Source organism: Bacillus safensis FO-36b (assembly GCF_000691165.1).
Taxonomy (GTDB): domain Bacteria; phylum Bacillota; class Bacilli; order Bacillales; family Bacillaceae; genus Bacillus; species Bacillus safensis.
Genome location: NZ_ASJD01000001.1, coordinates 38797 through 64512 on the forward strand (window position 1 = coordinate 38797; position 25716 = coordinate 64512).

Genomic DNA, 25716 nt, shown 5'->3' on the forward strand with positions numbered 1-25716 from the left:
GGAGGGAAGGTAAGATGGCAACAAGGCAGTCGATTGATGAATTTATTCAAAAAAGTACGGAAACCCTTGAGTTTGCAAGTGAACAATTTGATTTGAGCTCACGTCAGGAACATTATAATGAGGAAGAGTTTTCAAAAGCACAGCTCATGCTTGAGAATACGGTCAACGAATTAGAAAAATTAAAAGATGTCGCCAATGACCAGCAAAGAGAACGATTAGACAGGGCACGTGTTCAAATTCAGAGCTTACAAAATCAAATGATTTTAGGGATTTCTTACGATAATGAATGATGAACAGATCCTTCTTTTAAGGGTCTGTTTTTTATTTTCTTAATAAGTTATTGACTTTTATGCTGGGTGTCTATATTGTATTAAGTGTACTACATCAACTAATACACTATAGACACTTAAAGTGAAGAAAGGTGTTCAACCATGAAAAAAGAAAAAAACCCAATTAATTTGAAGTGGATGGTGCTGGCTGTTGCGTTAGCATGTACATTTTTTTTCGTTCTTGTTTTCATTGGTTTTGAAGTTCAAAAAGATTTGATACCCAATTCAGTTCCTTTAATGCAAGGACATGAACAAGCGATAGGACTGCAAAAGCATGAATGAGGAAAGAGGGAGTCATCATGATTCAAATAGATCCAAGAAGCGCTGCGCCAATATATGAACAAATCATTGAGCAGCTCAAAATTTTATGTTTAAAAGGCGTGATGAAGCCAGGTGACAAACTGCCCTCTGTCAGAGAGCTCGCCACCATTATCATTGCCAACCCAAACACCGTCAGTAAAGCGTATAAAGAGCTAGAGCGGGAAGGGATTATTGAAACTCTGCGGGGCCGCGGTACGTATGTAACAGAAGGTGCTCAGTTAAAGCTGAATGAAGGGAAGGTGCTCCAGATGAAAGAACAGTTAAGACAACTCATCATAGAAGCTCATCATGCTGGTATTGATATTCATCAGCTCAAGGAATGGCTGGAAGAGATCGGCTCAAGTCTAAAAGGAGGAAAACAAGTTGATTGAGGTTAGAAATGTATCAAAGAAATTAAATGGACGCGAAGTACTCAGCGACGTTTCCTTCAAAATAGGCGAAGGTGAGATCTTCGGTCTGCTTGGCCGGAATGGCTCTGGGAAAACAACACTTCTCAGATTGATTCAGCAAATTCTTCTTCCAGATGAAGGAGAGATTTATTTTAAAGACGTACTGGTGAAAGACCACCCTTTAGTAAAGCAAAATATTGTATTCATGCCGGTCGTGAATCCCTACTTTGACAGATACAATTACGGACAGCTTGTCCAGCTGTTAAAGCATATATATCCAAAGTTTGATGTGACCTATGCAAATGAGCTTGTGAACCGCTATGAAATTCCGGAAAAAGTAAAGTATCGTGAATTGTCGACAGGGTTAAAGAAACAGCTGTCATTAATTTTAAGCTTTGCCATCAAACCAGCTGTCATTTTATTAGATGAGCCGACTGATGGAATTGATGCCGTCACAAGAAATGACGTTCTTCAGCTGATGATTGACGAGGTGGCAGAACGACAAACAACGATTTTAATTACATCTCACCGCTTAGAGGACATTGAACGCATGTGTAATCGAATTGGATTTTTAGAAGGAAATCAGCTCACAAGTGTCATGGATTTAGATGAATTAAAGAATGACTATGTCAAAATCCAAATGGCTTTTGAAGAAGATGTGAATTTAAGTATTCGAAAAAATGGCGTTGCGATTTTGGATCAAGCGGGCGTTTTCTATACAGCGCTTGTTCTAAAAACCGACGAAGAAGCTAAAGAGTACTTGAAGTCACTGAAGCCAAAAGTATGGCATGAACTGCCTGTGAATTTAGAAGAAGTATTCATTGCGAAGTTTGGAGGGAAACGCAGATGGTAAAGCGGCAATTATTATATAAGGAGTGGAAGCAATCAGAGCTGACATTCATTTTAGTGATGATTGTTGCTGCGCTTGCGACGCCCTTTGCATTCTTAATGGAATATTCGTCTTTTCAAACGTGCCTAAACGATACAGAATGTATTACGGATGCACCACGTTTTTCTTATATCTTTAAGACGGATCCTTTCCTCTCCCTTTCATGGCTAATGGGAATTTTCTTTGCTGTCATGCAGCTTGGATTTGAGAGAAATAAAGGGCAGATGGATTTTACCTTATCCTTACCATTTAGCAGAAGTACAATCTATCACACAAAGTTTTTCTTAGGTGCTGGAATCATAGCAGTCGTTCATGCCGTTTCTTATGTTCTTACTTATTTACTTATATTAGGACTTAATCCACTAGAGATACCTAGTTTTCATAGCGGTTATGTCATTTCGCTTGTGTCCTCCTTGATGTTTTATAGTTTATTTTTTGCAGCGGGTACTTTAACCGGAAGTTCCATTTCGCAAGCAATCGTTGGATTCAGCACAGCTATTTTACCCTTTTTAGTGATCGGATTACCGATTGTTCATTTAGATTTTATTATAAAGACAAGTGGGAGCTGGGTAGATAAGAGCTTGGCTCATTTGATATCGCCTATATCTCCAATCACTTATATTATAAATGATTCTTTCCAATCTGATTATCCTCTTTGGTTCTCAGGCGAAAAAATCATTATACCTATTGTCATGGTGGTTCTGTTTTATCTAATTGGCTTAATTAGCTTTATAAAACATCCAATTGAACGAAATGGCCGCTTCTTTCTTTATTCAAATCTGAATAGACCTATTCAGATTATGGTCATTGTCTTCGGTGTTCTAGGGTTTGGATGGTTTGGTTTTTCTTCAGATAATTCCATATTTGGTTATATCGTTGGCATGCTCATCGGTGGAGCTGTGGGCGCACTAACGAGTTATTTCTTAATCTATCGAAAAAGATAAACAGAGAGCAGGGGAGTAGAGATGATTCAGATTCAAGCATTAGATCATGTATTTAAAATTGGTAAAAAGGGCAGGGAAAATGAAATTCCTGTGCTGAAAGGGATTGACCTGTCCATCAAAAGAGGCGATATTGCTTGTATTGTTGGACGAAGTGGTTCGGGGAAATCGACTTTATTGAACTTAATATCAGGCTATATTACGCCAACGAGCGGAAAAATTGTCATTGATGGTACCGATGTGACTGGCTTTAATGAAAAAGAATGGGCAGACTTTCGCTTAGATCACTTTGGCTTTATCTTTCAAAGCTTTCAGTTGATCGGGAGCTTAACAACGTATGAGAATGTTGAACTTCCGCTCACTTTAAAAGGGGTGAAGCCGTCTGAACGAAAGGCGAAAGTAAAAGAAATGCTGAAACGAGTAGGACTTGAACATCACGCAGGACATTACCCAAATGAGCTGTCAGGCGGACAGCAGCAGCGTGTGAGTATTGCAAGAGCCTTGATTTTAAATCCATCAATTATTTTAGCAGATGAACCAACAGGCAGTCTGGATTCAGAAACTGAAGGAGAAATTTTAGCCTTTATCCAGCAGCTCAATCGCGAAAAAGGAATTACATTTGTCATCATTACACATGACGATGAAGTCGCTTCAATCGCAGACACAACGTTCCAGCTTCACGACGGTGTATTAAAGAAAGGGGAACAATCCATTGAAATTTAGAGATCAGGTCAAATTCATTAGAAGAAATATGAAGAAAAATAGATTGCGTGTGTTTATGACCATTCTTGCGACGACAATGGCATGCTCTTTCTTAATCGTTCTAGCGTCTGTCGGTTTTGGTTTGCAAAAATCAGCTCAAGATGAAATTATGAAGCAGCAAATCATCACAGAAATTAAAGTGTTAGGAAAAGAAAAAGGAGACGTTAAGATTGATGATTTAAAGAAATATGATCATGTGAAATCTGTCGTCTCAAGAACGGCAATCAATCCTTCGGTTAACGTCGAGCTCGATAACCGTTCAAGTGAAACGCAGGCTGCTTTGACTGATATGAAAGAAGAAAAAGAAGCAGGTCTTGAACTAGACCGAGGAAAAGTCCCAACATCAGCGAACGAAATTGTGGTTGGGTATCATATGGCGCAGCAACTGTGGACAAAAAAAGAACGCGAAGCCTATGAAAAAGAATTAAACCAGACGTCAAATGGGGAAGAAACACCGAAGGAGCCAAAAGGCTACACGAAGGATATTTTAAATAAAGTGATTCAAATCAAAGTGCCAAAACTAAATGAAGAAGGTGAAGTCGTTAAAGAAAAAACATTTGATTTCCGTGTAGTAGGCGTTTTGAAAAAGCCGAATTTGGAGTGGCAGGAGGATCATAAAATTCTGATTCCGAATGCTTATGAAAAAGAATTTGGTCAAATACTCGATCTGTCTCCTGAAGCAGGAAATGTCGAGAAAATGACCTCTGTTTATGCAGATAAATTCGACAATGTCGGTACGCTCACGAATAAACTGACAGATGAGGGCTATCAAGTCATCTCTGTGACGAACCAGCTTGAAGGAATGGATATGTTCTTTACGGTCTTCAAAATTGGACTCATTTTTGTCGGATGTATTGCAGTCATTATTTCTGCCATCGGAATTTTCAATACGATGACCATGGCGGTAACAGAGCGAACACAAGAGATTGGGATTATGAAAGCCATTGGCGCGAATCCATCCATTATCAAGCGGATGTTCCTAATGGAAAGTGCTTATATTGGAGTAATCGGATCAATCATCGGTATTATCATCTCATATTTGATTAGTTTCGCCGTTAATTTAATCATCCCAGCCATTTTGTCGTCCATGTCTGAGGGAGGATCAAGCGATCAATTCTCGATTACTTTTTCCTATATTCCACTCAGCCTTGTCATTACAGCGACAGTGATCAGCGCAGGGGTAGCGATCATTTCAGGGCTTAACCCGGCACGTAAGGCAACAAAAACGAATGTATTAGTAGCTTTAAGAAGAGAAATCTAAAAAAGAACCTCCTGTAAACCCGATTGGGCGCTCAGGAGGTTCTTTTTTATCTTAATTAAACATCGCTATTGCTTAGGTGCCCTGTATCCGGCACGCTCTGCCTCTTCAACAGAGCAGAACATTTTGGTTATATTCTTTGTTCTAGAGTAGTATCTGCTGCTTGGTGTGTGGTAAATACCGTTGACACTCCCTTTAATGTTACAGGCAGCCGATTCTTTTTTTGTTTCCTTTTGTGATTCATGACCGCCTGTGCTTTTTCCTTCATCTTTAGGTGCGGAGCGCTGGACGGTGGAAGACTTCGTATCGCTGCTGCTATTCTTGATTTTTTGTTTGAGTGTTTCATTGCTGGAGGTGAGCTTGTCTATTTTCTCTTCAAGCGATTGAATGGTCTTTTCTTGCTGTTTGACCGTTTCTTTTTCTGAGGTGATGGTTTCTAGCTTTTTTTCCAGCTTTTCTTTTTCCTTCTCCGCATCTTCTAAAGAGGAGGTAAGCGACTCTTTATCAGCTGTTAAGCGCGAAATGTCAGAGGAGAGTTCCTTTTGATCCTTTAACAGCTGTTCGGAAGATGGATCGGCTTGTGCCTTTGGCGCATTTCCAGCAGTAAGCGGTAATGACATAATGGAAAAGAAGAGACCAATGATCAAAAAAGGATAAAAAAGTTTCTTTGAAAAAATCAGCTCGTTCTTGCGTTTGAGTAAGAAGAAATTGACAGCATATCCGATGGCAAAACAAATACATAAAAGACCTAATATGAGTAACAGCATATCTAACAGCCCCCCTAAATTGCTATTTACACCTATCATACCTCATTTTTCCATTTTGGGGAGCGGTTCAATTAAAAAAACCCTGTTTACACAGGGTTTTCAGCTAATGGTAATCCTTTTATGGCTTCTTTTACTGTCAAATAAGTGATCGTATTCTGGAAATCTGTATCGAGGTCTTTCATTTTCAGCGCAAGCTGCGGCTTAATCCCAGTGATGATCAGTTCGGTTCCAGTAAGATTGAGAAGATGATGCAGTTTGAAAATACGTGCTGCAACGGAATCATCGACTTCGATTAAACCAGAAAGGTCGACAATTAAATAATCATCCTTTGAATCATCTAATATACAGGTTAACTTAGCGACAATAGCATCAAAGCGTTCTTCAGATAATTTCCCGATAAGCGGAAGAGCAGATACACCATTTTTGATTGGGACGATTGGCGTCGAAAGAGAGGTGACTTCCTGTAAGGAATCTTCTAGGAGCTGTTCATATTCTTTCTGTTTCGTAATATCCTTTTGAAAACCAATGAAAAATGTTTTGTCATCTTGTTCAATGTATAGAGGATCTATATTGAGTTCATTCCAAAAAAAAGTGCCGTCTTTTTTATAATTTTTTAGCTGTGTGGTAATAGGTGTTTTGTTTTGAATTCCATGACGAATTAAAGCAAGCTGCTTTTGATCCGTGTCTTTTCCTTGAAGGAATCGACAATTACGACCAAGAATTTCATCTGGTTTGTATCCAGTCATTTGTGTAAAGCCGTGATTCACATAAACGATAGGGTTATCCTCTAAGGAAGGGTCTGTAATGACAACACCGATCCGCGCATGATCCAGCGCTTTTTTGATGAGTTCAAGCTGTTTTTGCAAGCCGAAAATGTTCGAGCTGACCATATTACCCTCCTTTGCTGCTATAAGACATATCAAATGGTTGTCTTTTCAACCAAATGAATCCTTTTAAACGTAACATAACATATGTTCTGTTTCAACGATTGCAAACGCTTTGTTAAATTTGTCATCATAGTTTGTCCTCCATTAGAATAGAGTAAGTAAGGAGACTTTTCATTAGAAAAAGAAGGAATCAATTACTCATCATTCATAAAATGACAAAAATAGTTAATATGGATTAGGTAAAAATGATTCCAATGCATCAAGATTGTTTTTAGGTCATTCACATATAATGGAAGAAACAAGCTTTTTTTCTTCGTTAGAGAGAATAGACCTTTTACATGGATTATGACGGAACAGCAGAATGGCATTACAGGGGGCTGGACAGCCTGAAGTCGCTTTACTATTCTAAGGGCTTTAGGAAGGTGATGAAAATGCTGCAACAAGTCATTATTGCTTGCGCCATTGGAGGGGTCATGGGCATTCTCGGTCACGTAAAGAAAAAAGGCAGGCTAGAGAAGCCCAGAATGACAAAAAAGTTTATTTACTTAGGGTTTATTGAAGATTGGCTCGTTGGGATGATTGCCGCTACACTGCTTGTCTTATCCTCAAATCCCGAATCTAGTCTGCACTTGATCATCTTATCCATTATTTCAGGTTACGGAGGAGAAGCAGTTCTGCGAAGCTTCGATTTTGTGAGAGAAGAACGTTCACAGGATGCAGGCTCCAACCGTCATAACCGATCTCCACACGAATAATATCCTCTCATTACCCTAGTCTAGGGTACATTCCCATTGTATACAAACCTGCTTGCACTTATGATCATAATTCTATAAAATACTACTTAGATGACGGTTACGATAAGAACAGTGAAGAGGAGTAGTAGGAAAGCAGTATTTGTCTTTAGAGAATTGACGGCTGGTGAAAGTCAATCAAATCTGCTTCTGAACTCGCCTCAGAGTTGCAGTTGCGTTAAAGCTTCTGTCGCATGTCTGCGTTAAAGATATTAAGTGAGCGTACGAACAGCATGTTACGCTAACAAGGGTGGTACCGCGGGAACCAAAAAATCTCTCGTCCCTTTCCAGGGATGAGGGTTTTTTGTTGATTTTAGAAAAATCTGAATTCTTGCAGTGGTCATCTAAGCAGATAAAGCCGTACATATTAAAGGAGGTTTTCACATTGAGTTTTCAGCATCGGGAAATTGAAAAGAAGTGGCAGGATTATTGGCTGACACATAAAACATTCGCCACATCTGACTCGGAAGATAAACCGAAGTTTTATGCACTTGATATGTTTCCATATCCATCAGGAGCAGGGCTTCATGTCGGGCACCCTGAGGGCTATACAGCAACGGATATTTTATCACGCATGAAACGCATGCAGGGATATGATGTTCTTCATCCAATGGGATGGGACGCATTTGGTCTCCCAGCAGAACAGTATGCACTTGATACAGGAAATGATCCGGCGGCTTTTACAGAAGAGAACATCAATAACTTCCGCCGCCAAATTCAATCACTAGGGTTCTCGTATGATTGGGATCGAGAAATCAACACGACAGACCCGAATTACTACAAATGGACACAATGGATTTTCTTAAAATTGTACGAAAAAGGATTGGCCTATATCGATGAAGTACCAGTGAACTGGTGCCCAGCGCTTGGCACAGTGCTTGCAAATGAAGAAGTCATTGATGGAAAAAGTGAACGCGGAGGGCATCCTGTTGAAAGACGTCCTATGAAGCAGTGGATGCTAAAGATTACAGCATATGCGGACAGGCTGTTAGAAGATTTAGAGGACATTGATTGGCCTGAAAGCATCAAAGATATGCAGCGTAACTGGATCGGACGCTCTGAAGGTGCGCACGTTCATTTTGAAGTAGAAGGACATGACGAACAGTTTACGGTTTTCACAACGCGTCCTGATACACTATTTGGCGCAACATATGCAGTGCTTGCACCAGAGCATGCACTTGTTGAAAAAATTACATCAGATGCTCAAAAAGAAGCTGTCAAAGCGTATATCAAAGAGATTCAATCAAAGAGTGACTTAGAGCGGACAGATCTTGCTAAAACGAAGACAGGTATTTTCACAGGAGCGTATGCCATCAATCCTTTAAATGGTGAAAAGATGCCGATCTGGATTGCCGATTACGTGCTGGCGACTTATGGAACTGGAGCCATTATGGCGGTTCCTGCCCATGATGAACGTGACTATGAATTCGCCAAAACCTTTGATCTTCCAATTAAAGAAGTTGTAGAAGGCGGAGACATTGAAAAAGAAGCCTACACAGGTGATGGAAAGCACATTAACTCTGATTTCCTAAATGGCTTAGGAAAAGAAGAAGCGATTGAAAAAGCGATTGCATGGCTTGAAGAACATCAAAAAGGTGAAAAGAAAGTCACATATCGTTTAAGAGACTGGCTGTTCAGCCGTCAGCGCTACTGGGGTGAGCCGATTCCAATCATTCATTGGGAGGACGGAACATCTTCAGCTGTTTCAGAAGAAGAGCTTCCACTGATCTTGCCTAAGACGACAGAGATTAAGCCAAGTGGTACAGGTGAATCACCATTAGCCAATATTAAAGACTGGGTTGAGGTTGTAGATCCTGTTACAGGTAAAAAAGGCCGCCGCGAAACGAATACAATGCCGCAATGGGCAGGCAGCTGCTGGTATTTCTTACGTTATATTGATCCTCATAACACAGAAGAGCTTGCCTCTCCTGAGAAGCTGAAGAAATGGCTTCCAGTTGATGTGTATATCGGCGGAGCAGAACACGCTGTACTGCATCTTCTATATGCACGCTTCTGGCATAAGTTCTTGTATGATATCGGTGTTGTTCCAACAAAAGAACCTTTCATGAAATTGTTCAACCAAGGTATGATTCTTGGGGAAAACAATGAAAAAATGAGTAAATCAAAAGGAAATGTGGTCAACCCGGATGATATCGTAGAATCTCATGGTGCGGATACATTACGACTTTATGAAATGTTCATGGGACCTTTAGATGCGTCAATTGCTTGGTCTGAAACAGGACTTGATGGCGCTCGTCGTTTCCTTGATCGTGTATGGCGTCTCTTTACAAATGAAGATGGCTCACTCAGTGATAAAGTGACAGAGCAATCTGGCGGCGCATTAGAACGCAGCTATCATGAAACAGTCATGAAGGTAACGGATCATTATGAAGGCTTGCGTTTCAATACAGGCATTTCACAATTAATGGTGTTTATCAACGATGCCTATAAAGCTGATACACTGCCGAAAGAATATGCAGAAGGCTTTGTAAAGCTTCTTTCTCCAATTGCACCGCATTTAGCAGAAGAGCTTTGGAATAAACTTGGTCATGAAGGATCTATTTCTTATGAAGCATGGCCTCAATATGATGAGTCAAAACTTGTCGACGATGAAGTAGAAATTGTCGTACAGCTTAACGGTAAAGTAAAAGCAAAATTAACCGTTCCTGCTGATGCAACAAGGGAGCAGTTAGAAGAGCTCGCGAAAAATGATGCACGTGTAAAAGAACAGCTTGAAGGGAAAACCATTCGTAAAGTGATTGCGGTTCCTGGGAAGCTTGTCAATATTGTTGCGAACTAATGATGACACCCATCGGTATGAACCGGTGGGTGTTCTTTATTTCCCGGGACATAATTTTGTCGAAAACAAGGTGATTCCCGCATCGGTCTCGTATTTTAACAGGTGATCAAGAAAATGAGGAGTGACGTCAATGGAAAAGGAAAACAAACGTGAACAACTGCTCAGTCTGTTAGGAGAAATGCCAGAACGTCATCGCGTGGAGGCTTATACGTTAAAAATGGAAGAACGTGAATCATATGTAGTGGAAACTCTCATTCTCTCCATGAATGGTGAAGAGGAAGTCCCTGCTTATTTCGTGAAACCGAAGGATACGGTGAAAAAAAGACCCGTTGTACTGTTCCAGCATTCACATGGCGGGAATTACGTGAATGGGAAGGACGAGCTGTTAAAAGGTGCTCATTATTTGCAAACGCCTTCATATGCAAAAGAGTTTACGTCTAAAGGATATAGTGTACTGGCCATTGATCATGCAGGGTTTGGTGAGAGAAGAGGAAGAACAGAAAGTGAAATTTTTAAGGAAATGCTTTTAACAGGAAAAGTGATGTGGGGCATGATGCTGTATGAAAGTATGTGTGCGATTGATTATTTGCTGTCTCGATCTGATGTGCTGGCGGACAGGTTAGCTGTCTTTGGGATGTCAATGGGCGGTCTTCTTTCCTGGTGGACGGCTGCACTTGATGAGAGGGTCAGTGTGTGTATTGATCTTTGTGCACAGGTGGACCATCATACATTAATTGAAACGAACAATTTGGACAGACATGGCTTTTATTACTATGTACCGAGTTTGGCGAAGCATTTTACAGCAGCGGACATTCAAGAAATGATTTTTCCAAGACCGCATTTAAGCTTAGTTGGAAAACTTGATCAGCTCACGCCTGCTGAAGGCGTTGGAAGGATTCAAAAGGTATTGAGTCAAACCTATGAAGCTGCTTCATTGAAAGAACGATATCAGCTTACCCGTCTTCATGTAGGTCATTTTGAAACAGTCGCTATGCGTCACGAGGCGACACGATTTTTGAAAAAGTGGCTGTAATCAAGAAATGCTTGGACATACTACGTCAAAAGAAAGGAGGAGACAGATGAAAAAAATCACCATCATTGGCGGATGCGGTGTGATTGGACGTCTTTTAACAAAAGCGCTCTCTGATGAGTACAGCGTCACGATTATTGATCTAACAAGCTGTGTAGAAGGAGTCATTTTAGCCGATGCAGCGAATGAACAGAATGTATATGAGGCAATTCCGCGGGATACAGATGTCATCTTGCATCTTCTAAACATGGACATGACGCATGATGTGATGGATCATGAAGAATTTGCAAAAATGACTGATATTTTTTGGAGGAGTACCTATTATATGTTTCGTTCAGCCGCGCGGCTAGGAATTCGAAAAGTCATTTTTGCAAGCAGCAACCATGTGACAGATCGTTATGAAGAGGATGGACGCTCCTTACTTGGGCGGCAGATTACAACTGACGATGTGCCTGCGACTAAAAATGTCTATGGCATTTTAAAATTTGCTTCCGAACAGCTAGGGCGTTTGTTCCACGATCAAACGGGAATGTCTGTCATCAATTTAAGAATTGGAACAGTGGTGACAGATGAGATGACGGCATTACACAAAAAACAAAGAACAAAAAGAACACTGCTGTCACATGAAGATCTTGCAGGTATGATAAAGGCAGCGATTGAAACGAATATCTCCTTTGGGACCTATTATGCTGTATCAGAGAATGAAGAAAAGCCCTGGTCTACTGAGAAAACGAAGCAGGAGTTAGGCTATGAACCAGATGTCAATACGACGGAGATCCTCGGAGACAATGATCAAGCATAGGGCATAATCATGTCATGAGCTAATGATCTTATTCTTTTGTTTCATGAGCATAAAAGCACGGCTGATATGATCTATCCAGTTGGTCTGTCAAAATGATTATAGACGCTTTCTTCCCCCGTTTGTTACATTTTAATCACGATATCGTCACAGGCTGCAGCTTACTTTCAGATGAAATGATAACGCTTTCAAAGAAAGGGCGTGATGAACATAGATCGTTCTATTAAAGGCCGATTGTTCAATTTATTTAATTACTCTTTTCTACTCATGTTCGCATTAATATGTGTGCTTCCGTTCATCCATGTCATTGCCGCCTCTTTTGCAACAGTAGAAGAGGTCATCACGAAGAAGTTTATCTTGTTCCCGACGACGTTTTCTTTAGAGGCATATCGATATATTTTTTCTACAGATATTGTGTATCGCAGCCTCATTGTATCCATTCTTGTGACGCTCGTTGGAACAGCTGTCAGCATGTTTTTGTCCTCGCTTATGGCATACGGGCTGTCTCGCCAGGAGCTAAAAGGCCGAAGAACACTGATGTTTCTCGTTGTTTTCACGATGCTGTTTAGCGGAGGGATGATTCCGACGTTTATTGTGGTGAAAACACTTGGTCTGCTTGATACGTATTGGTCACTTATTCTACCGGTTGCAATCAATGCGTTCAATTTAATCATTTTGAAAAACTTTTTTCAAAACATACCGGCAAGTCTTGAGGAATCAGCGAAGATGGACGGCTGTAACGATTTAGGGATTTTCTTTAAAATTGTGCTGCCACTTTCTTTGCCAGCCATTGCAACCATTTCACTTTTTTATGCCGTGACGTATTGGAATACGTATATGACTGCCATTCTGTATTTAAATGATTCAGTGAAGTGGCCGATTCAGGTGCTGCTGAGACAGATTGTCATTGTCTCAAGCGGAATGCAGGGAGATATGTCGGATATGGGCTCATCCACACCACCGCCAGACCAGACGATTAAAATGGCTGTGATCGTTGTGGCAACCATTCCGGTTCTGCTTGTCTATCCATTTATTCAAAAGCATTTCAACAAAGGGGCATTACTAGGTTCTGTAAAGGGTTAAAAAGATGGAACAACGGAGGGATCTTATGGGGAGAAAGAAATTATGGCTGATTGCGTTTGTCCTGTTATTTGCAGCAAGCGGTATTCTGTCAGCATGTTCAAGTAAAGGGGCAAACTCATCAGATGAGAAGGTTGATCTAGACAAAAAGGTAAAGCTGACATGGATGGCGATTTTATATCATCAGCAGCCGCCGAAGGATTCCGTTTTAAAAGAGATTGAAAAACTCACAAATACAGAGCTTGATATTACATGGGTGCCTGATGCTGTGAAGGAAGATCGGTTAAATTCCGCACTTGCAGCAGGGAATTTGCCGCAAATTGTGACGATTCAAGACATTAAAAATTCGTCTGCGATTAATGCGTTCAGATCAGGCATGTTTTGGGAAGTCGGTCCGTATTTAAAGGATTATCCAAATTTAAGTAAGATGAACGAATTGATTAATAAAAACGCCTCTATAGACGGGAAGCTTTATGGCATCTATAGAGAGAGACCACTTTCAAGACAAGGGATTGTCATTCGAAAGGATTGGCTTGAAAATTTAAATTTGGATACACCAAAAACATTGGATGATCTATATGAAGTAGCCAAAGCCTTTACTGAAAAAGACCCGAATCAAAATGGAAAAGCGGATACAATTGGCTTTACGGATCGGAACGATTTAATTTATGGCGCATTTAAAACACTTGGTTCATATGAAGGAATGCCCACAGACTGGAAAGAAGAAAACGGGAAATTCACGCCAGACTTTATGACAGATGAGTACATGAATACAATGAAATACATGAAAAAGCTGCGCGACAATGGCTATATTAACAAAGACTTCCCAGTGACAAGCAAAACACAGCAGCAGGAATTATTCTCACAAGGAAAAGCAGGCATCTATGTTGGAAATATGGTAGATGCCGTGAACCTGAGAGATGATGCGACAGATAAAAACATGAAAGTAGATATTATCAACCGAATCAAGGGCCCAGGTGGCAAAGAACGTGTGTGGGCATCAGGTGGTCATAATGGCATCTTCGCATTCCCTAAAACAAGCGTGAAATCAGAGGCAGAATTAAAGCGGATTTTGGCCTTCTTTGACCGCATTGCCGAAGAAGATGTATATGGTCTCATGACGTACGGTATAGATGGCCAGCATTATAAGAAAGAAGAAGGAAATACATTTGTCAGGGAAGAAAGCCAAGTGAAAAGCTGGCAGACAGATGTACAGCCGCTTGTCAGTCTTGTAGGAATTGATAAACGTTACTTGAAAAATAAAGGGGATGCAGTTCGTTCTAAATATGAAGAGCTAGAAGAAGACAATCAAAACATCATCGTTGCCAATCCTGCTGAAAGCCTGTATTCAGAAACAGCATCAGAGCGTGGAAACGAATTGAAGAAAATCATCGATGATGCGACGTATAAGTTCATTCTTGGAGACATCAGTGAAGATCAATTTCAGAAGGATGTAGAGAAGTGGAAATCCAATGGTGGGAATAAGATCATAGAAGAATATGAAGCTTCCTTTAAAAAATCAAAATGACCAATAGGAACACCCCCGCAAAGCAAAAAGCGGGGGTGTTTTCATTAAAAGTCGAAGTTATCTGGATCTGGACCGATACGTTTGTTTTCATTTAAGTCAGAAAGACGTTTCATATCTTCATCAGATAAGACAAAATCAAATATATCAGCGTTTTCCTTTAAACGATGTGCTTTCGTTGATTTTGGGATGGTGATGACACCTTTTTGTACATCCCAGCGCAAAATAATTTGAGCAGGTGTTTTACCGTATGTGTCTGCAAGCTCTGTAATCAGCGGGTGATGCAGCAGTTCACCCTGCATCAGCGGTGACCAAGCTTCCATTTGAATGCCATGAGAGTTCAAATACGTAGAGAGTGTTTCCTGCGTTAGTTTTGGATGAAATTCTACTTGGTTGATCGCTGGTTTGATGTCTGCATCTTTTAATAGTTCGTCTAGGTGATGCGGCTGGAAGTTGCTCACTCCGATGGCTCTGACCTTTCCTTCACGATACAAGGTTTCCAGTGCACGCCAAGCTTCTTTGTATTTTCCTTCAACCGGCCAATGGATTAAATACAGATCAAGGTAGTCAAGCTGAAGCTTTTTTAAGCTTTCTTCGTATGCATTTAGGGTAGATTCATATCCTAAATCGGCATTCCACACTTTTGATGTGACAAAGATATCCTCACGGCGCAGTCCTGTTTCTGCTAAACCAAGCTGTATGCCTCGTCCAACACCTTCTTCATTTCCATAAATAGCCGCTGTATCAATACTGCGATAGCCTAATTGAATGGCTGTTTTGACAGCATCAACTAATTCTGCTCCATCTTCCACCTTGAATACACCAAGGCCAAAGCCTGGCATGAGGACCCCATTGTTTAATGTTTTTGTACTTTGTAAATGTTCCATCATAAAAACTCCTTTAAATGGTTTGTGTTTGTTCTTTTTGTTCCATTTGATAACTGATCATCGTAAGAAAGGCTGCGATGAGGACCATGATGCCGCCGACCCAGCCTGTATGCACAAGACCAAGTGTATCTGTGACGATGCCTCCTAAAAATGAGCCAATGGCAATACCGGCATTAAAGGCAGCGATATTCATAGCAGATGCGACGTCGACCGCTCCGGGTGTGTATCTTTCTGCAAAATCAACGACGGCTACTTGCAGCCCAGGTACATTCATGAAAGCAAACAGTCCCATCAGCATGACGGTTCCAATGCCTAACACTGTGAATCCAGCAGTGAAGCTAAGGATAAACAAGATAATGCTTTGGATGATAAACATATAGATCAGTGCTTTCATTGGCTGTTCATTAGCAGCTTTTCCGCCAATGACATTTCCGGCTGCGATCGTGATTCCGTATAAAAGCAGGATCAAGGCCACAGCCCCAGGCGCAAGACCTGTCACATGCTGCAAGAGAGGAGATAAATACGTGAAGACGACAAAGGTTCCTCCATACCCTGTGGCTGTAATGACGAATAAAAGCAAAATTCTTTTTGTTTTTAATAGGACAGCTTGATCTTTAAAAGATGTTTTCACCCCCTGCTTTAATTGAGACGGCACAAGAAAATAGTTGGATATCAGTGCGATCAGACCAATGATCACAATCACACCAAATGATGTCCGCCAGCCGAGCTCATGACCAAGAAATGTCCCGAATGGCACACCTGTCACAGTCGCTACTGTTAAACCAGTGAACATAAAGGCAATCGCGCTTGCCCGTTTTTCTTTCACGACAAGGCTTGCAGCAATCGTAGAACCGATGGACATGAAGATTCCATGGGACAAGGCTGAAATCACCCGGCCGATTAACAGCACTGAAAAAGTCGGGGCAATGGTGGCAAGTGTATTACCAATCAAAAAGACGAGCATAATGAGCAAAAGCAATGTCTTTCTTTTCATCGTTGAAGTAAGAGAAGTCAATATAGGCGCGCCAAATGTCACACCAAGTGCATATAAAGAGACAGTCCAGCCTGCCTGACTGACGCTCACTCCAAAGTCCTCTGAGATCATTGGCAAAAGACCGACACTAATGAACTCAGTTGTTCCTATAGCAAAAGCACTAATCGCTAGTGCGAGAAGAGCAAAATGGTTTTGCTTTTTCTTCATAAGTAAGTTCACATCCTTCTGTGATGACATTTTGATAGACGAAGCCGATCGGCAAGAGTTATTATCTAACATAGATGACGAAAAAAAAAGTACGTACTTTTTTGTAATATAGGTACTAAAAAGTGCCTGTTCGTACAAAGAGGAGTGAACATTCGATGGAAAAGAAAAAATATAATATCTCTGTGGAAGCAACGCTTGAGGTCATAGGCGGGAAGTGGAAGTGTGTGATTTTATGTCATTTGACACACGGGAAAAAACGGACGAGCGAATTGAAGCGGCTCATGCCAAACATCACACAAAAAATGCTCACGCAGCAGCTGAGAGAGCTTGAAAGTGATGGGGTCATTAACCGGATTGTCTATGAACAGGTGCCGCCTAAAGTGGAATATGAATTAAGTGAATACGGACAGTCGCTCGAAAGAATTCTCAATGCGCTATGCGATTGGGGAGCAGCTCATATTGAACGTGTGTATGGAGAGCCGCTTTCCGTGCTGGAAGACAGCATCTTAAATGAACAGTTTAAATAAAAGAGTCCCGCTTTCTTGTGAGAGCGGGACTCTTTGTCTTACATGCCTTTTTTCTGGTCGCGGTATTTCCCAGGAGTTGTACCTTCCAGCTTTTTAAAGGATCGGATGAAATTTTGCGGGTTTTTATATTTCAGTTTTTCCGAAATTTCTTTGACGGACATATCGGTTTCTACAAGCCAGTTTTTAGCGACATGGTGTCTGTAGGAAGAGAGATATTCACTAAAGGAGATATCCATTTCCTTTCTGAAAATGCTGCTTAAATAATTGGGATTGTAATGCAGGCGGGTGGCGATTTCATCCAATGTGAGATCTGAGTCGAATTCTTGATGAATGATATGAATGATTTTTTCTGAGATGTTTTTGTATTGTGAGTCTTCACGTGCAGCAAGCTGGTCAATAATTGGCCGAATGATTTCATGTTTCAGCCATGCTTCCGTATCTTCAAAGGTTTTAAATTCAAAAATCGTATCATAGAGCATTTTGTTATCTTCAACCTCAAATAATTCAATGCCCAGCAAATGCATCAGCTCAATTAAATTGTTTAAGAAACGAGCGAGGGCGATATGGTATTCGTGCGGTCCTGCATTTTTAGAAAAAATGGATTGCAGGAGCACATGTAAATAGTGATCCGCTTTGCCTTGATCGCCAGCTTTCATCGCATCAAATAAATCATGCTGCAGCTGCTTTGGAAAATGGGTTTTGAACGTCTTTCCTTGCTGGATATGCTCATATAAGATAATGGACTTTTTCTCTGCTTTGAGTCTGTATTTTAAGGCTTCTTTTCCTTCAATGTAAGCATGTTTTGCCATCGTGAGTTCCTTAAACTGGCGGCTGATCCCAATGCTGATCGATAAACCGAGCTCTTCTTCAATACGCTGCTGAATGCTTTCTGCTAATTGATTTAAATATTCAGTAAACTCTTCATCTGACTTTGAGTGGTTGAGGATAATCGTTGTTTGATGCTGATTGACAACGGTTGGCTGAAGGTGCTCCTCTTGCGGAATAATCTGCTCGATCAGTCCATTGATCGCAAATAAAAGCAAGTCAGCATCTTTTTTTTCATAAGGTGTTCCTTTTAACGTATCGATTTGGGTCACAAGCATAGACAAATGAGACCAGCCCTGAGGAAAGCCTAAGCTTTGGAACCGGTTGTTAACTTCTTCATCTGTCAGCTTTCCAAGCAGCAGCCGTACCATAAAGTATTGCTGTAAGTGTGTCACTTGCTGCTCAATCCGTTCCTCTAAATCATTGTTTTGATCTTTCATTTGTTTAATACTCGATTCAATCAACTCAAATTCATTTTGAAAAGGCTGTTTTTGCAAAAATGATTCATTACGTGCAAATGACTCGTATAATAAGCGGATTGGTTTATAAAAGTGTCTGGAACCAAACCATGAAAATAGTAATGAAAGCGCTAACAAAATGGTGCAGATAATAAAGGTAATCCACCCAATTGATTTCGTTTGCTGCTTAAGTTCTGGAATAGAAACGAAGGATAGGTACGTCCATTCATTATAATCTGATTTTTGAAATGTGATTTGATAGTTGAGTTCGTCGATCTTCATATCAAATTGCCCTGATCGTTTTTCAAGTGAGAGCACATGCTTGACGAAATCCTGATGTTTCAGCGATTCACCAATTTGTTCTTTGCGGTTATGTAGCAGCACTTTTCCGTTGGTATCGATGACAAACATACTATCTGATTGAGAGAAGTCAGGCATGTTATCAGCAATTACGCAGCTTGGAATGCTGGCGACAGCGATTCCCTTTTTTTGAACGCTGTTCATAGGCAGTTGTTTGATTAAATTCACATTGTACTTACAAAAGGATGCTTTTCCTTCTTTTGTCGCAACAAGTGGATTATTCTCTTCAAGTGCCCAGCTGGAGTGACTTGGTATATTGAGGTAAGAGGTCAGCGCTTTTTCTTGGTCTTCGCTTGTGACATGATAAAGCCCCGAATTGTTCATGTACCAGTCTTCCATTTTACTGACGAGTGTAATATTGGAAAGATCGGTGTCAAAGGTTTGCAGGTAGTTCAGTTCCTGCTGTACTTGATTATAAAGCTGAAATTGGTCTGGATTTAAAGGTTCTGCCAGTGTTTGAAGGAGAGGCGGCGAACTGACATAGTGAGTGAGAGAATGATCAACAGTTTTTAAAATATGCTCAATATTGGATTGCGTTTGTTTAACGCTGTCGAGCTTTTCATTTGAGATATTTTCAAGTGCTGTTTTTTGCGAATGCTGATAAGAAAAAATGCCGACAATGATAACAGGAATCGTACTAAGTATGAAAAAAAACGTCACTAGCTTGTAATAAAATTTGTACTGCCTTCTTTTCATAAAACCCCCCATTTCAAACAAAACAATCTTTTCCCCTTAATTTATTAATCCAAAAATCTGGTAGGTTTGTCAATAATCATTTTCTGAGATTAGGATCATTTTCTTATGTTTTATGTAACGTTTTGATCAGCATCACCTATGAAAATATGATCTGTTGATATGATTGTAGACGGATTTTTCATCCTTAAGATACAGTTAACACATGCATTAGCATGAGGGGAGGCTTTATCAATGAAAACAGAGGATGTCACTGCCAAGGGTGTGCCTGCGGCAGCTTTGAAAAGTGAAAAAAGAAAGCGCTTACTTAATCAATTGCTAAGTCAAAAGTTTTTGTATTTAATGATTTTGCCGGGGCTCATTTATTTTATTGTTTTTAAATATGTGCCAATGTGGGGGCTCATCATTGCCTTTCAAGATTACCAGCCGTTTCTCGGCATTCTTGGCAGTGAGTGGGTTGGCTTCAAACACTTTATTCGATTGTTCACAGAACCAACATTTTTCATCTTATTAAAAAATACACTGATTTTATTTGCCATGAATGTCGTGATTTTCTTTCCAATTCCGATCTTATTAGCGCTTCTTTTAAACGAAGTGAGATTGGCATTGTTTAAGAAATTTGTACAGACGATGATTTATATTCCTCACTTCATGTCATGGGTGATTGTCGTGTCCTTATCTTTTGTTTTGTTAACAGTAGATGGCGGGTTAATGAATGAATTGATTGCTTTCTTTGGTGGAGAAAAGATTAACTTCCTTCTTAGTCAGGAATGGTTTAGACCGATGTACATTTTACAGGTCATCTGGCGGGAAGCAGGATGGTCAACAATCATTTACCTTGCGGCGATTACAGCGGTAGATCCGCAGCTATATGAAGCAGCAAAAATGGATGGGGCCGGAAGACTGAGACAAATGTGGCACATCACACTTCCTGCCATTAAAAGTGTCATTGTGGTTCTGCTTATTTTAAAAATCGGTGATACGCTTGAGCTTGGCTTTGAGCATGTCTATCTATTACTGAACGCAACGAACCGGGAAGTAGCGGAGATTTTTGATACGTACGTCTATACAGCAGGTCTTAAGCAAGGACAATTCAGCTATAGTACCGCTGTTGGTTTATTTAAAGCAGCTGTTGGACTTATTTTGGTCATGCTGGCAAACCGTTTAGCGAAGAAATTCGGGGAAGAAGGTATTTATTAAAAAGGGAGATGAGGAAGAATGACTTTATCGATTGAAAAGGGATCACCGCTTGAGCATGCAGAGAAATTAGCACAAACCATTATGAAAGCGTATACACCAATAGAGCTGCCGCCAGCTGGAAGATGGCATTATCATCAAGGCGTTTTCCTTTGCGGCGTCATGAAGCTATATGAGGCAACAGGGAACGAGGCGTATTTCGATTATGTGAAAAACTATGCGGACTCCCTCATTGATGAGTACGGTAATCTGTTATTTCGCAGGGATGAGCTTGATGCCATTCAAGCAGGACTCATTTTATTCCCTCTTTACGAACGAACGAGAGAGAAGCGGTATGTGCTGGCGGCGGAGAAGCTGCGCGGACTATATCGTACGCTAAACCGCACGTCTGAGGGCGGATTTTGGCATAAAGACAATTATGCTTATCAAATGTGGCTCGATGGTCTCTACATGGGCGGTCCTTTTGCCTTAAAGTATGCACAGCTTAAAGGTGAAGAGTCGCTAGTGGATATGGTCATCCATCAAGAGCATCTCATGAGAAAGCATACGAAAGATGAACAAACAGGTCTGTATTATCACGCGTGGGATGAACGAAAAACGATGCCATGGGCTGATCAAAAGACAGGCTGTTCCCCAGAGTTTTGGGCAAGATCGTTTGGCTGGTATGTCCTTGCATTAGCAGATATGATCGAGGACTTGCCCGAGCATCATGAAAGGCGGAAGGTGTGGAAGGAAACGCTGACAGACATGCTGGAAAGTGTGGCAAAGTACCAGGATCAAAAGACAGGTCTCTGGCATCAAATCATTGATAAAGGAAATCACAGTGACAATTGGCTTGAAAGCTCGGGATCGTGTTTATTCATGTATGCCATGGCAAAGGCCATGAATGAAGGGTATGTAGGTCTCCGTTATGTTGATCATGTGGTCAGAGCATATCAAGGCTTGATTCAGCATAAGACGGCTGAGAAAGAAAATGGTGATTTTACCATCAATGATATTTGTATTGGAACATCTGCGGGATTTTATGATTACTACGTTGGAAGAGAGCGGAGCACTAATGACTTGCACGGGGCAGGCGCTTTTATTATGGCGTTAACTGAGCTAGAAAAGCTGTCTGTTTTTCAAAAGGCATGAGGAGGCAAAAAAGAGCCGCCGTATGGCTCATCAGTATCATCGCTGCCCTTTGTTTATCTGCCTGTCAGGGGAAAACAAACGGGATCGATGTTCTGATTTTTTCTGATATGTCAAAGGGGATGAAGGATCAATTAGTGGCGAAGGCTTTTCAGCCGGAACAAGAGACGTATAGCGTCCACATCTTTCCGGCGATTCCTGAAAAGCTTCTTGTTGAAATTACCTCAAAAGAGGGGGACGTGATGCTTGTTCCAGAAGAAATGTTTAGAACATATGATGATCCTGAAAGCTTTCAGCTGCTTGAAGAGATGGAAATAGGCGGTCAAGCAGCAGGACCATATACGGTCGATGACAAAAAGACAGGGAAAACGGTCGATTATGCGGTTCAAATCAATAAAGGAAAGAAAAAACTAAACGGCTATACCTTTCAACTACACCGAGATATGGTCGCTTTCATTCCCGTGTATGCTGATAAGACGGAAGAGGCGCTGTCTCTTATGAAACAGCTTCGTGAAAACCAATAGAAAATGGGGTGGGGAATGTGAAACGGGTCGTGATTTGCGGGCTGAGCCATCGTGCGTTCAATATGTTTATTAAACCGCTCACAGAGGATTTCAATGAGCATTATCGGATTACAGGGCTCCTAGATATAGATCATCAGCGGTATATACTTTGTCAGGAGCGTTTTCCATCACTCCGGGGCGTTTCGTTTTTTCATGAAGATGCATTTGATCAGATGGTCAAGGAAACAAAGCCAGATATCGTCATTGTGGCAGGCAGGGATGACACCCATGTCACATATATCATGCAGGCACTTGACCATGATCTAGATGTCATCACTGAAAAGCCGATGGTGACAACAGCAAAAGACGCCAAAAAAGTGATGGAAAAAGAGGCGGAAAGTAAAGGGAAGGTCACGGTCACCTTTAATTATCGCTACAATCCTTTCCATCGAAAAGTAAAAGAACTTATTTTAGACGGGAAAATTGGAAGGGTCACATCTGTTGAACTGAGCTGGCTCATTGATACGTACCATGGTGCTAGTTATTTCAAAAGGTGGAACCGCACACGTCAATTTTCTGGCGGGCTGTCCATTCATAAGTCGACGCATCATTTTGATTTGGTCAACTGGTGGATTGATCAAAAGCCGAAGCAAGTATTTGCTTACGGGGCGCTGAACTATTACGGCAGCGAAAGCCCTTGGAATCCCTTGCAGGGGGAGGAAAATAGATTTTGCGGAACATGTCATGTGAAGGATATATGTCACTATGAAGCAAGGTGGAATCCGCGGGTTGAGCGCTCGAAGGTGGAGGACGACCATATTGAATCCGGTCAGGAGCAAACGCAGCAGTACTCAAACTATCGCCCTGATGCCTGCATTTTTGATCAGGAAATTGATATTGAGGATACATATGTGGCGTCAGTCGCTTATGACCAAGGGGCTTTGCTCAGCTATTCGATTCAATTCTCAGCCCCATATGAAGGCTATCGTCTTGCCATTAATGGGACGAAGGGACGTATTGAAACAAATGAGTTTCATGTGCCATCAAGAATTCCTTTTCAATTCCCAGAACAAACAATTTCTTATTACCCGATGTTTGGATCAAAGGAGACGATTGAAGTCGTAAAGCAGCCAGGCGGACATGGCGGAGGAGATCCTCTGCTTTTGGCTGATTTATTTATAGGAAAAGATCCCTTGATTCACTATGACATCTTAGCAGGAGTAGAGGCTGGTGCTTATTCGATTGCTCTTGGGGAAGGCATGTGGCGCTCTGTCGCAGAAAAGCGCCCAATTGAAATCGATGAATTGTTCCATAAAGAGACGGTGTAAAGAGAAAGAGAGGAGGGGAAGGAGATGGATCATGATGGTTCAATGAGCAGAATGCTGAGGATGTGTGATTGGGTGATGAGGCTCGCCTATACGAATTTGTTATGGCTTTTGTTCACCATCCTGGGGCTTGGCGTATTTGGCTTGATGCCTGCGACCACTGCGTTATTTTCCGTGATGAGAAAGTGGATTCAAGGGCATGAGCAGGTCAATGTATTCCGCACTTTTTGGAAGGTATTCAGGGAGGAGTTTATACGCTCTAACATCATTGGAGTGGTGCTATGCATCATTGGAACGATTATTTATGTCGACCTTGCTTATATCTATCCGGCGAGCTGGCTCTTACATGTGCTTCGCTTTGCTATATATATTTTCGGTTTTCTGTTTATTGTGAGCTTATTTTATATTTTTCCGCTGCTTGCGCATTACGATTGGAAAAAACGTCTCTATCTGAAATTCTCTCTTCTGCTCGGTATCTCATATTTGCAATATACACTCTCTATGCTTGTTTTCTCTGCTGTGCTGTTTATTCTGTTTGCTTATTTACCGGGAATCGTGCCGTTTTTCAGTGTGAGCATACTCGCCTATGGTCATATGTGGCTGGCCTATCAAGTCTTTAAAAAGGTAGAGTTTGAAATTGAGCACGAGACAGCCGAAGTGAAGAAGCGGCTGCCGTCTTTCCTTCAATCAAAGCGGGTGAATACGCAGTGAAGTGAATCATTTGCTATAATGGTGTCACCGTAATGAAAAGGAGAGATGAGAGTCGTGTCAGTGAAAGAAATTTCAATAGAAGAATTAAAACAAAAGCTGGAGCAGGAAGACGCCATTCAGCTTATCGATGTACGTGAGGATGAAGAGGTAGCAGAAGGTATGATCCCGGAAGCCATCCACATTCGAATGGGCGATATCCCTGAGAAGCTGGATGTATTCGATCAAACGCAGGAATATTATATTATTTGCCGTTCTGGTAAACGTAGTGAAAATGTCTGCTATTACCTAGAAGATCAAGGCTACCAAGCGACAAATGTCGTTGGCGGGATGCTTGCTTGGACAGGAGAAACAAAACCGAAGCTGTAAATAGAAGGCCTTTCATCTTAACGATGAAAGGTTTTTTTGTTCATATGCCTCTTTCTATGTGCATAAAGATAGAGTAGCGAGAGAAGGGAGAGTGGCATAGGTGCTAAAGGTAGCTGTATTTGATGAAGAGCATGAGAAAGATTTGCAGAGTGAAATCAATCATTTTTTAAAAGGAATGGATGACGACCAAATCATTGACATCAAGTACAATGTAGCGGTGATCTGTGAGCAGGGAGGGGAACAGCTCTACTGTTTTTCTGCACTCATTTTATATAAAAAATAGACAGCTCAAAAAAGGACCTGCTTGAAGGGTCCTTTTTCTTTGGTTAGCTGGCGTCAATATATAAACGATGCTTGTTGCAGTGAACACATTGAAAGAGGTAGCCTTGTAAGTCTCCTCCGTTGACGAGCCATTGCTTTAGGTTCTCTTTTGTTAATCCTTCGCCGCTGCAAATGTCTTCGATATCCTCGGCGAGTTCTTCCTCTAGATGTTCAATCTCTTTCCAGCCGACATACTGGACGATTGCGCAAAAATCTCCGCAATGACTTAACCAATATTCCTGCTGCCATCCGCGATAGCCTGGCGTTCTGAAGATCAGCTCATCTATATATTCCTCTTGATCGACATCATCACAGCTCGCATCGTCTTGAAAGGTTCCATTGTATTTTTTCGCTGCTGATCCATCTTTAATGCACCAAGGACAAATTCCCTCCACATCTTCCACAGTATAAAAAGGGCCATGGTACACATAATCTCTTTCTTTCTCACAAACAGGACATGTTGTATGCTCTTTTTTGATCACGTTTAACGAAACTGGATCTGGGTTGTACTTGAACGTAGGTAACGTCATATAAACCTCCATTATGTAGAAAGTGATGATTCATCACTATTTCAAAGGAATCCTCAAGCTCGCGACAATCTTAAATTGTATATATAGAAAAAAGCCGTTCGGATAAGGAACGG

Annotated in this window: 27 protein-coding genes and 1 other annotated feature; of the genes, 21 read left to right on the top strand and 6 right to left on the bottom strand. The window is 41.1% G+C overall.

The genetic code is table 11. The annotated features are described in order from the left end of the window. Positions 1–14: 14 nt before the first annotated feature. The 7 genes from BA81_RS00225 (at position 15) to BA81_RS00255 (ending at position 4892) form a co-directional block, all read left to right on the top strand. Complete coding sequence (locus BA81_RS00225; protein ID WP_024426214.1) at positions 15–290, top strand: YtzC family protein; 276 nt, start codon at positions 15–17, stop codon at positions 288–290. A 141-nt stretch (positions 291–431) separates the two neighbouring features. After that, entirely contained in the window at positions 432–611 is a 180-nt protein-coding gene (locus BA81_RS00230; protein WP_024426213.1) for a hypothetical protein, read from the top strand. A 17-nt stretch (positions 612–628) separates the two neighbouring features. Next, a complete protein-coding gene (locus BA81_RS00235) occupies positions 629–1021 on the top strand; it encodes a GntR family transcriptional regulator (protein ID WP_024426212.1) in 393 nt (130 codons plus the stop codon). Further along, the gene (locus tag BA81_RS00240; protein ID WP_034279440.1) at positions 1014–1892 is read left to right on the top strand and encodes an ATP-binding cassette domain-containing protein; all 879 of its coding nucleotides are present in this window, start codon (positions 1014–1016) and stop codon (positions 1890–1892) included. Before BA81_RS00235 ends, BA81_RS00240 begins: the two co-directional genes overlap by 8 nt. Further along, positions 1886–2872 (top strand): ABC transporter permease subunit, encoded by a 987-nt coding sequence (locus BA81_RS00245; RefSeq protein ID WP_034279443.1) that lies wholly within the window; start codon positions 1886–1888, stop codon positions 2870–2872. The genes BA81_RS00240 and BA81_RS00245 overlap by 7 nt, the downstream gene beginning before the upstream one ends. A gap of 21 nt (positions 2873–2893) precedes the next feature. Beyond that, on the top strand, positions 2894–3592 hold the full coding sequence (locus BA81_RS00250) for an ABC transporter ATP-binding protein (protein WP_024424897.1): 699 nt from the start codon (positions 2894–2896) through the stop codon (positions 3590–3592). Next, positions 3582–4892, top strand: coding sequence for an ABC transporter permease (locus tag BA81_RS00255; RefSeq protein WP_034279445.1), 1311 nt, complete (start codon positions 3582–3584; stop codon positions 4890–4892). The genes BA81_RS00250 and BA81_RS00255 overlap by 11 nt, the downstream gene beginning before the upstream one ends. A gap of 65 nt (positions 4893–4957) precedes the next feature. On the opposite strand, the gene BA81_RS00260 is transcribed toward BA81_RS00255, so the two are convergent. Then, complete coding sequence (locus BA81_RS00260) at positions 4958–5656, bottom strand: sunset domain-containing protein (protein ID WP_034279448.1); 699 nt, start codon at positions 5654–5656, stop codon at positions 4958–4960. Between the two features lie 86 nt (positions 5657–5742). Continuing rightward, positions 5743–6546: a YtvA family blue-light photoreceptor gene (gene ytvA / locus BA81_RS00265; protein WP_024426208.1), complete on the bottom strand. Its 804-nt coding sequence runs from the start codon at positions 6544–6546 to the stop codon at positions 5743–5745. 422 nt (positions 6547–6968) lie between these two features. Between ytvA and BA81_RS00270 the strand changes: the two genes are divergently transcribed. The 6 genes from BA81_RS00270 to BA81_RS00295 all read left to right on the top strand — a co-directional run bounded on the left by BA81_RS00270 (position 6969) and on the right by BA81_RS00295 (position 14571). Continuing rightward, positions 6969–7298, top strand: coding sequence for a DUF4257 domain-containing protein (locus BA81_RS00270; RefSeq protein WP_008343006.1), 330 nt, complete (start codon positions 6969–6971; stop codon positions 7296–7298). A 102-nt stretch (positions 7299–7400) separates the two neighbouring features. Beyond that, positions 7401–7622 (top strand) — a binding site (T-box leader). Positions 7623–7719: 97 nt separating this feature from the next. Beyond that, the gene (gene leuS, locus BA81_RS00275; protein WP_024424893.1) at positions 7720–10134 is read left to right on the top strand and encodes a leucine--tRNA ligase; all 2415 of its coding nucleotides are present in this window, start codon (positions 7720–7722) and stop codon (positions 10132–10134) included. 130 nt (positions 10135–10264) lie between these two features. Continuing rightward, positions 10265–11167, top strand: a complete 903-nt coding sequence (locus tag BA81_RS00280; RefSeq protein ID WP_034279450.1) for a dienelactone hydrolase family protein — start codon at positions 10265–10267, stop codon at positions 11165–11167. 46 nt (positions 11168–11213) lie between these two features. Then, a complete protein-coding gene (locus BA81_RS00285) occupies positions 11214–11966 on the top strand; it encodes an NAD-dependent epimerase/dehydratase family protein (RefSeq protein ID WP_034279453.1) in 753 nt (250 codons plus the stop codon). 219 nt (positions 11967–12185) lie between these two features. Beyond that, entirely contained in the window at positions 12186–13046 is an 861-nt protein-coding gene (locus BA81_RS00290; RefSeq protein WP_087976618.1) for a carbohydrate ABC transporter permease, read from the top strand. A gap of 25 nt (positions 13047–13071) precedes the next feature. After that, a complete protein-coding gene (locus BA81_RS00295) occupies positions 13072–14571 on the top strand; it encodes an extracellular solute-binding protein (protein WP_034279457.1) in 1500 nt (499 codons plus the stop codon). 44 nt (positions 14572–14615) lie between these two features. Here BA81_RS00295 and BA81_RS00300 read toward each other — a convergent pair whose 3' ends face one another. Next, the gene (locus tag BA81_RS00300) at positions 14616–15458 is read right to left on the bottom strand and encodes an aldo/keto reductase (RefSeq protein WP_034279459.1); all 843 of its coding nucleotides are present in this window, start codon (positions 15456–15458) and stop codon (positions 14616–14618) included. Between the two features lie 10 nt (positions 15459–15468). Further along, positions 15469–16656: an MFS transporter gene (locus BA81_RS00305; protein WP_034279461.1), complete on the bottom strand. Its 1188-nt coding sequence runs from the start codon at positions 16654–16656 to the stop codon at positions 15469–15471. Between the two features lie 155 nt (positions 16657–16811). Here BA81_RS00305 and BA81_RS00310 point away from each other — a divergent pair, with 155 nt between their 5' ends. Then, the gene (locus tag BA81_RS00310; protein WP_003217763.1) at positions 16812–17183 is read left to right on the top strand and encodes a winged helix-turn-helix transcriptional regulator; all 372 of its coding nucleotides are present in this window, start codon (positions 16812–16814) and stop codon (positions 17181–17183) included. Between the two features lie 38 nt (positions 17184–17221). Here BA81_RS00310 and BA81_RS00315 read toward each other — a convergent pair whose 3' ends face one another. Continuing rightward, positions 17222–19522 (bottom strand): helix-turn-helix domain-containing protein, encoded by a 2301-nt coding sequence (locus tag BA81_RS00315; RefSeq protein WP_034280716.1) that lies wholly within the window; start codon positions 19520–19522, stop codon positions 17222–17224. Positions 19523–19753: 231 nt separating this feature from the next. Between BA81_RS00315 and BA81_RS00320 the strand changes: the two genes are divergently transcribed. The 7 genes from BA81_RS00320 to BA81_RS00350 all read left to right on the top strand — a co-directional run bounded on the left by BA81_RS00320 (position 19754) and on the right by BA81_RS00350 (position 25035). After that, positions 19754–20719, top strand: coding sequence for an ABC transporter permease (locus BA81_RS00320; protein ID WP_024424886.1), 966 nt, complete (start codon positions 19754–19756; stop codon positions 20717–20719). An 18-nt stretch (positions 20720–20737) separates the two neighbouring features. Continuing rightward, on the top strand, positions 20738–21850 hold the full coding sequence (locus BA81_RS00325; RefSeq protein WP_034279463.1) for a glycoside hydrolase family 88/105 protein: 1113 nt from the start codon (positions 20738–20740) through the stop codon (positions 21848–21850). Then, positions 21847–22371, top strand: coding sequence for a hypothetical protein (locus BA81_RS00330; RefSeq protein ID WP_034279466.1), 525 nt, complete (start codon positions 21847–21849; stop codon positions 22369–22371). The genes BA81_RS00325 and BA81_RS00330 overlap by 4 nt, the downstream gene beginning before the upstream one ends. 17 nt (positions 22372–22388) lie before the next feature. Then, positions 22389–23678 carry a Gfo/Idh/MocA family protein gene (locus BA81_RS00335; RefSeq protein ID WP_034279468.1) on the top strand — a complete coding sequence of 430 codons (1290 nt, stop codon included), beginning with the start codon at positions 22389–22391 and terminating at the stop codon, positions 23676–23678. Between the two features lie 24 nt (positions 23679–23702). Continuing rightward, positions 23703–24386: a YesL family protein gene (locus tag BA81_RS00340; RefSeq protein ID WP_034279470.1), complete on the top strand. Its 684-nt coding sequence runs from the start codon at positions 23703–23705 to the stop codon at positions 24384–24386. A 54-nt stretch (positions 24387–24440) separates the two neighbouring features. Next, complete coding sequence (locus BA81_RS00345) at positions 24441–24752, top strand: rhodanese-like domain-containing protein (protein WP_034279473.1); 312 nt, start codon at positions 24441–24443, stop codon at positions 24750–24752. 100 nt (positions 24753–24852) lie between these two features. Then, complete coding sequence (locus BA81_RS00350) at positions 24853–25035, top strand: sporulation protein Cse60 (RefSeq protein ID WP_024424881.1); 183 nt, start codon at positions 24853–24855, stop codon at positions 25033–25035. A gap of 43 nt (positions 25036–25078) precedes the next feature. On the opposite strand, the gene BA81_RS00355 is transcribed toward BA81_RS00350, so the two are convergent. Beyond that, positions 25079–25603, bottom strand: coding sequence for a CbrC family protein (locus BA81_RS00355; RefSeq protein ID WP_024426197.1), 525 nt, complete (start codon positions 25601–25603; stop codon positions 25079–25081). Positions 25604–25716: the final 113 nt, after the last annotated feature.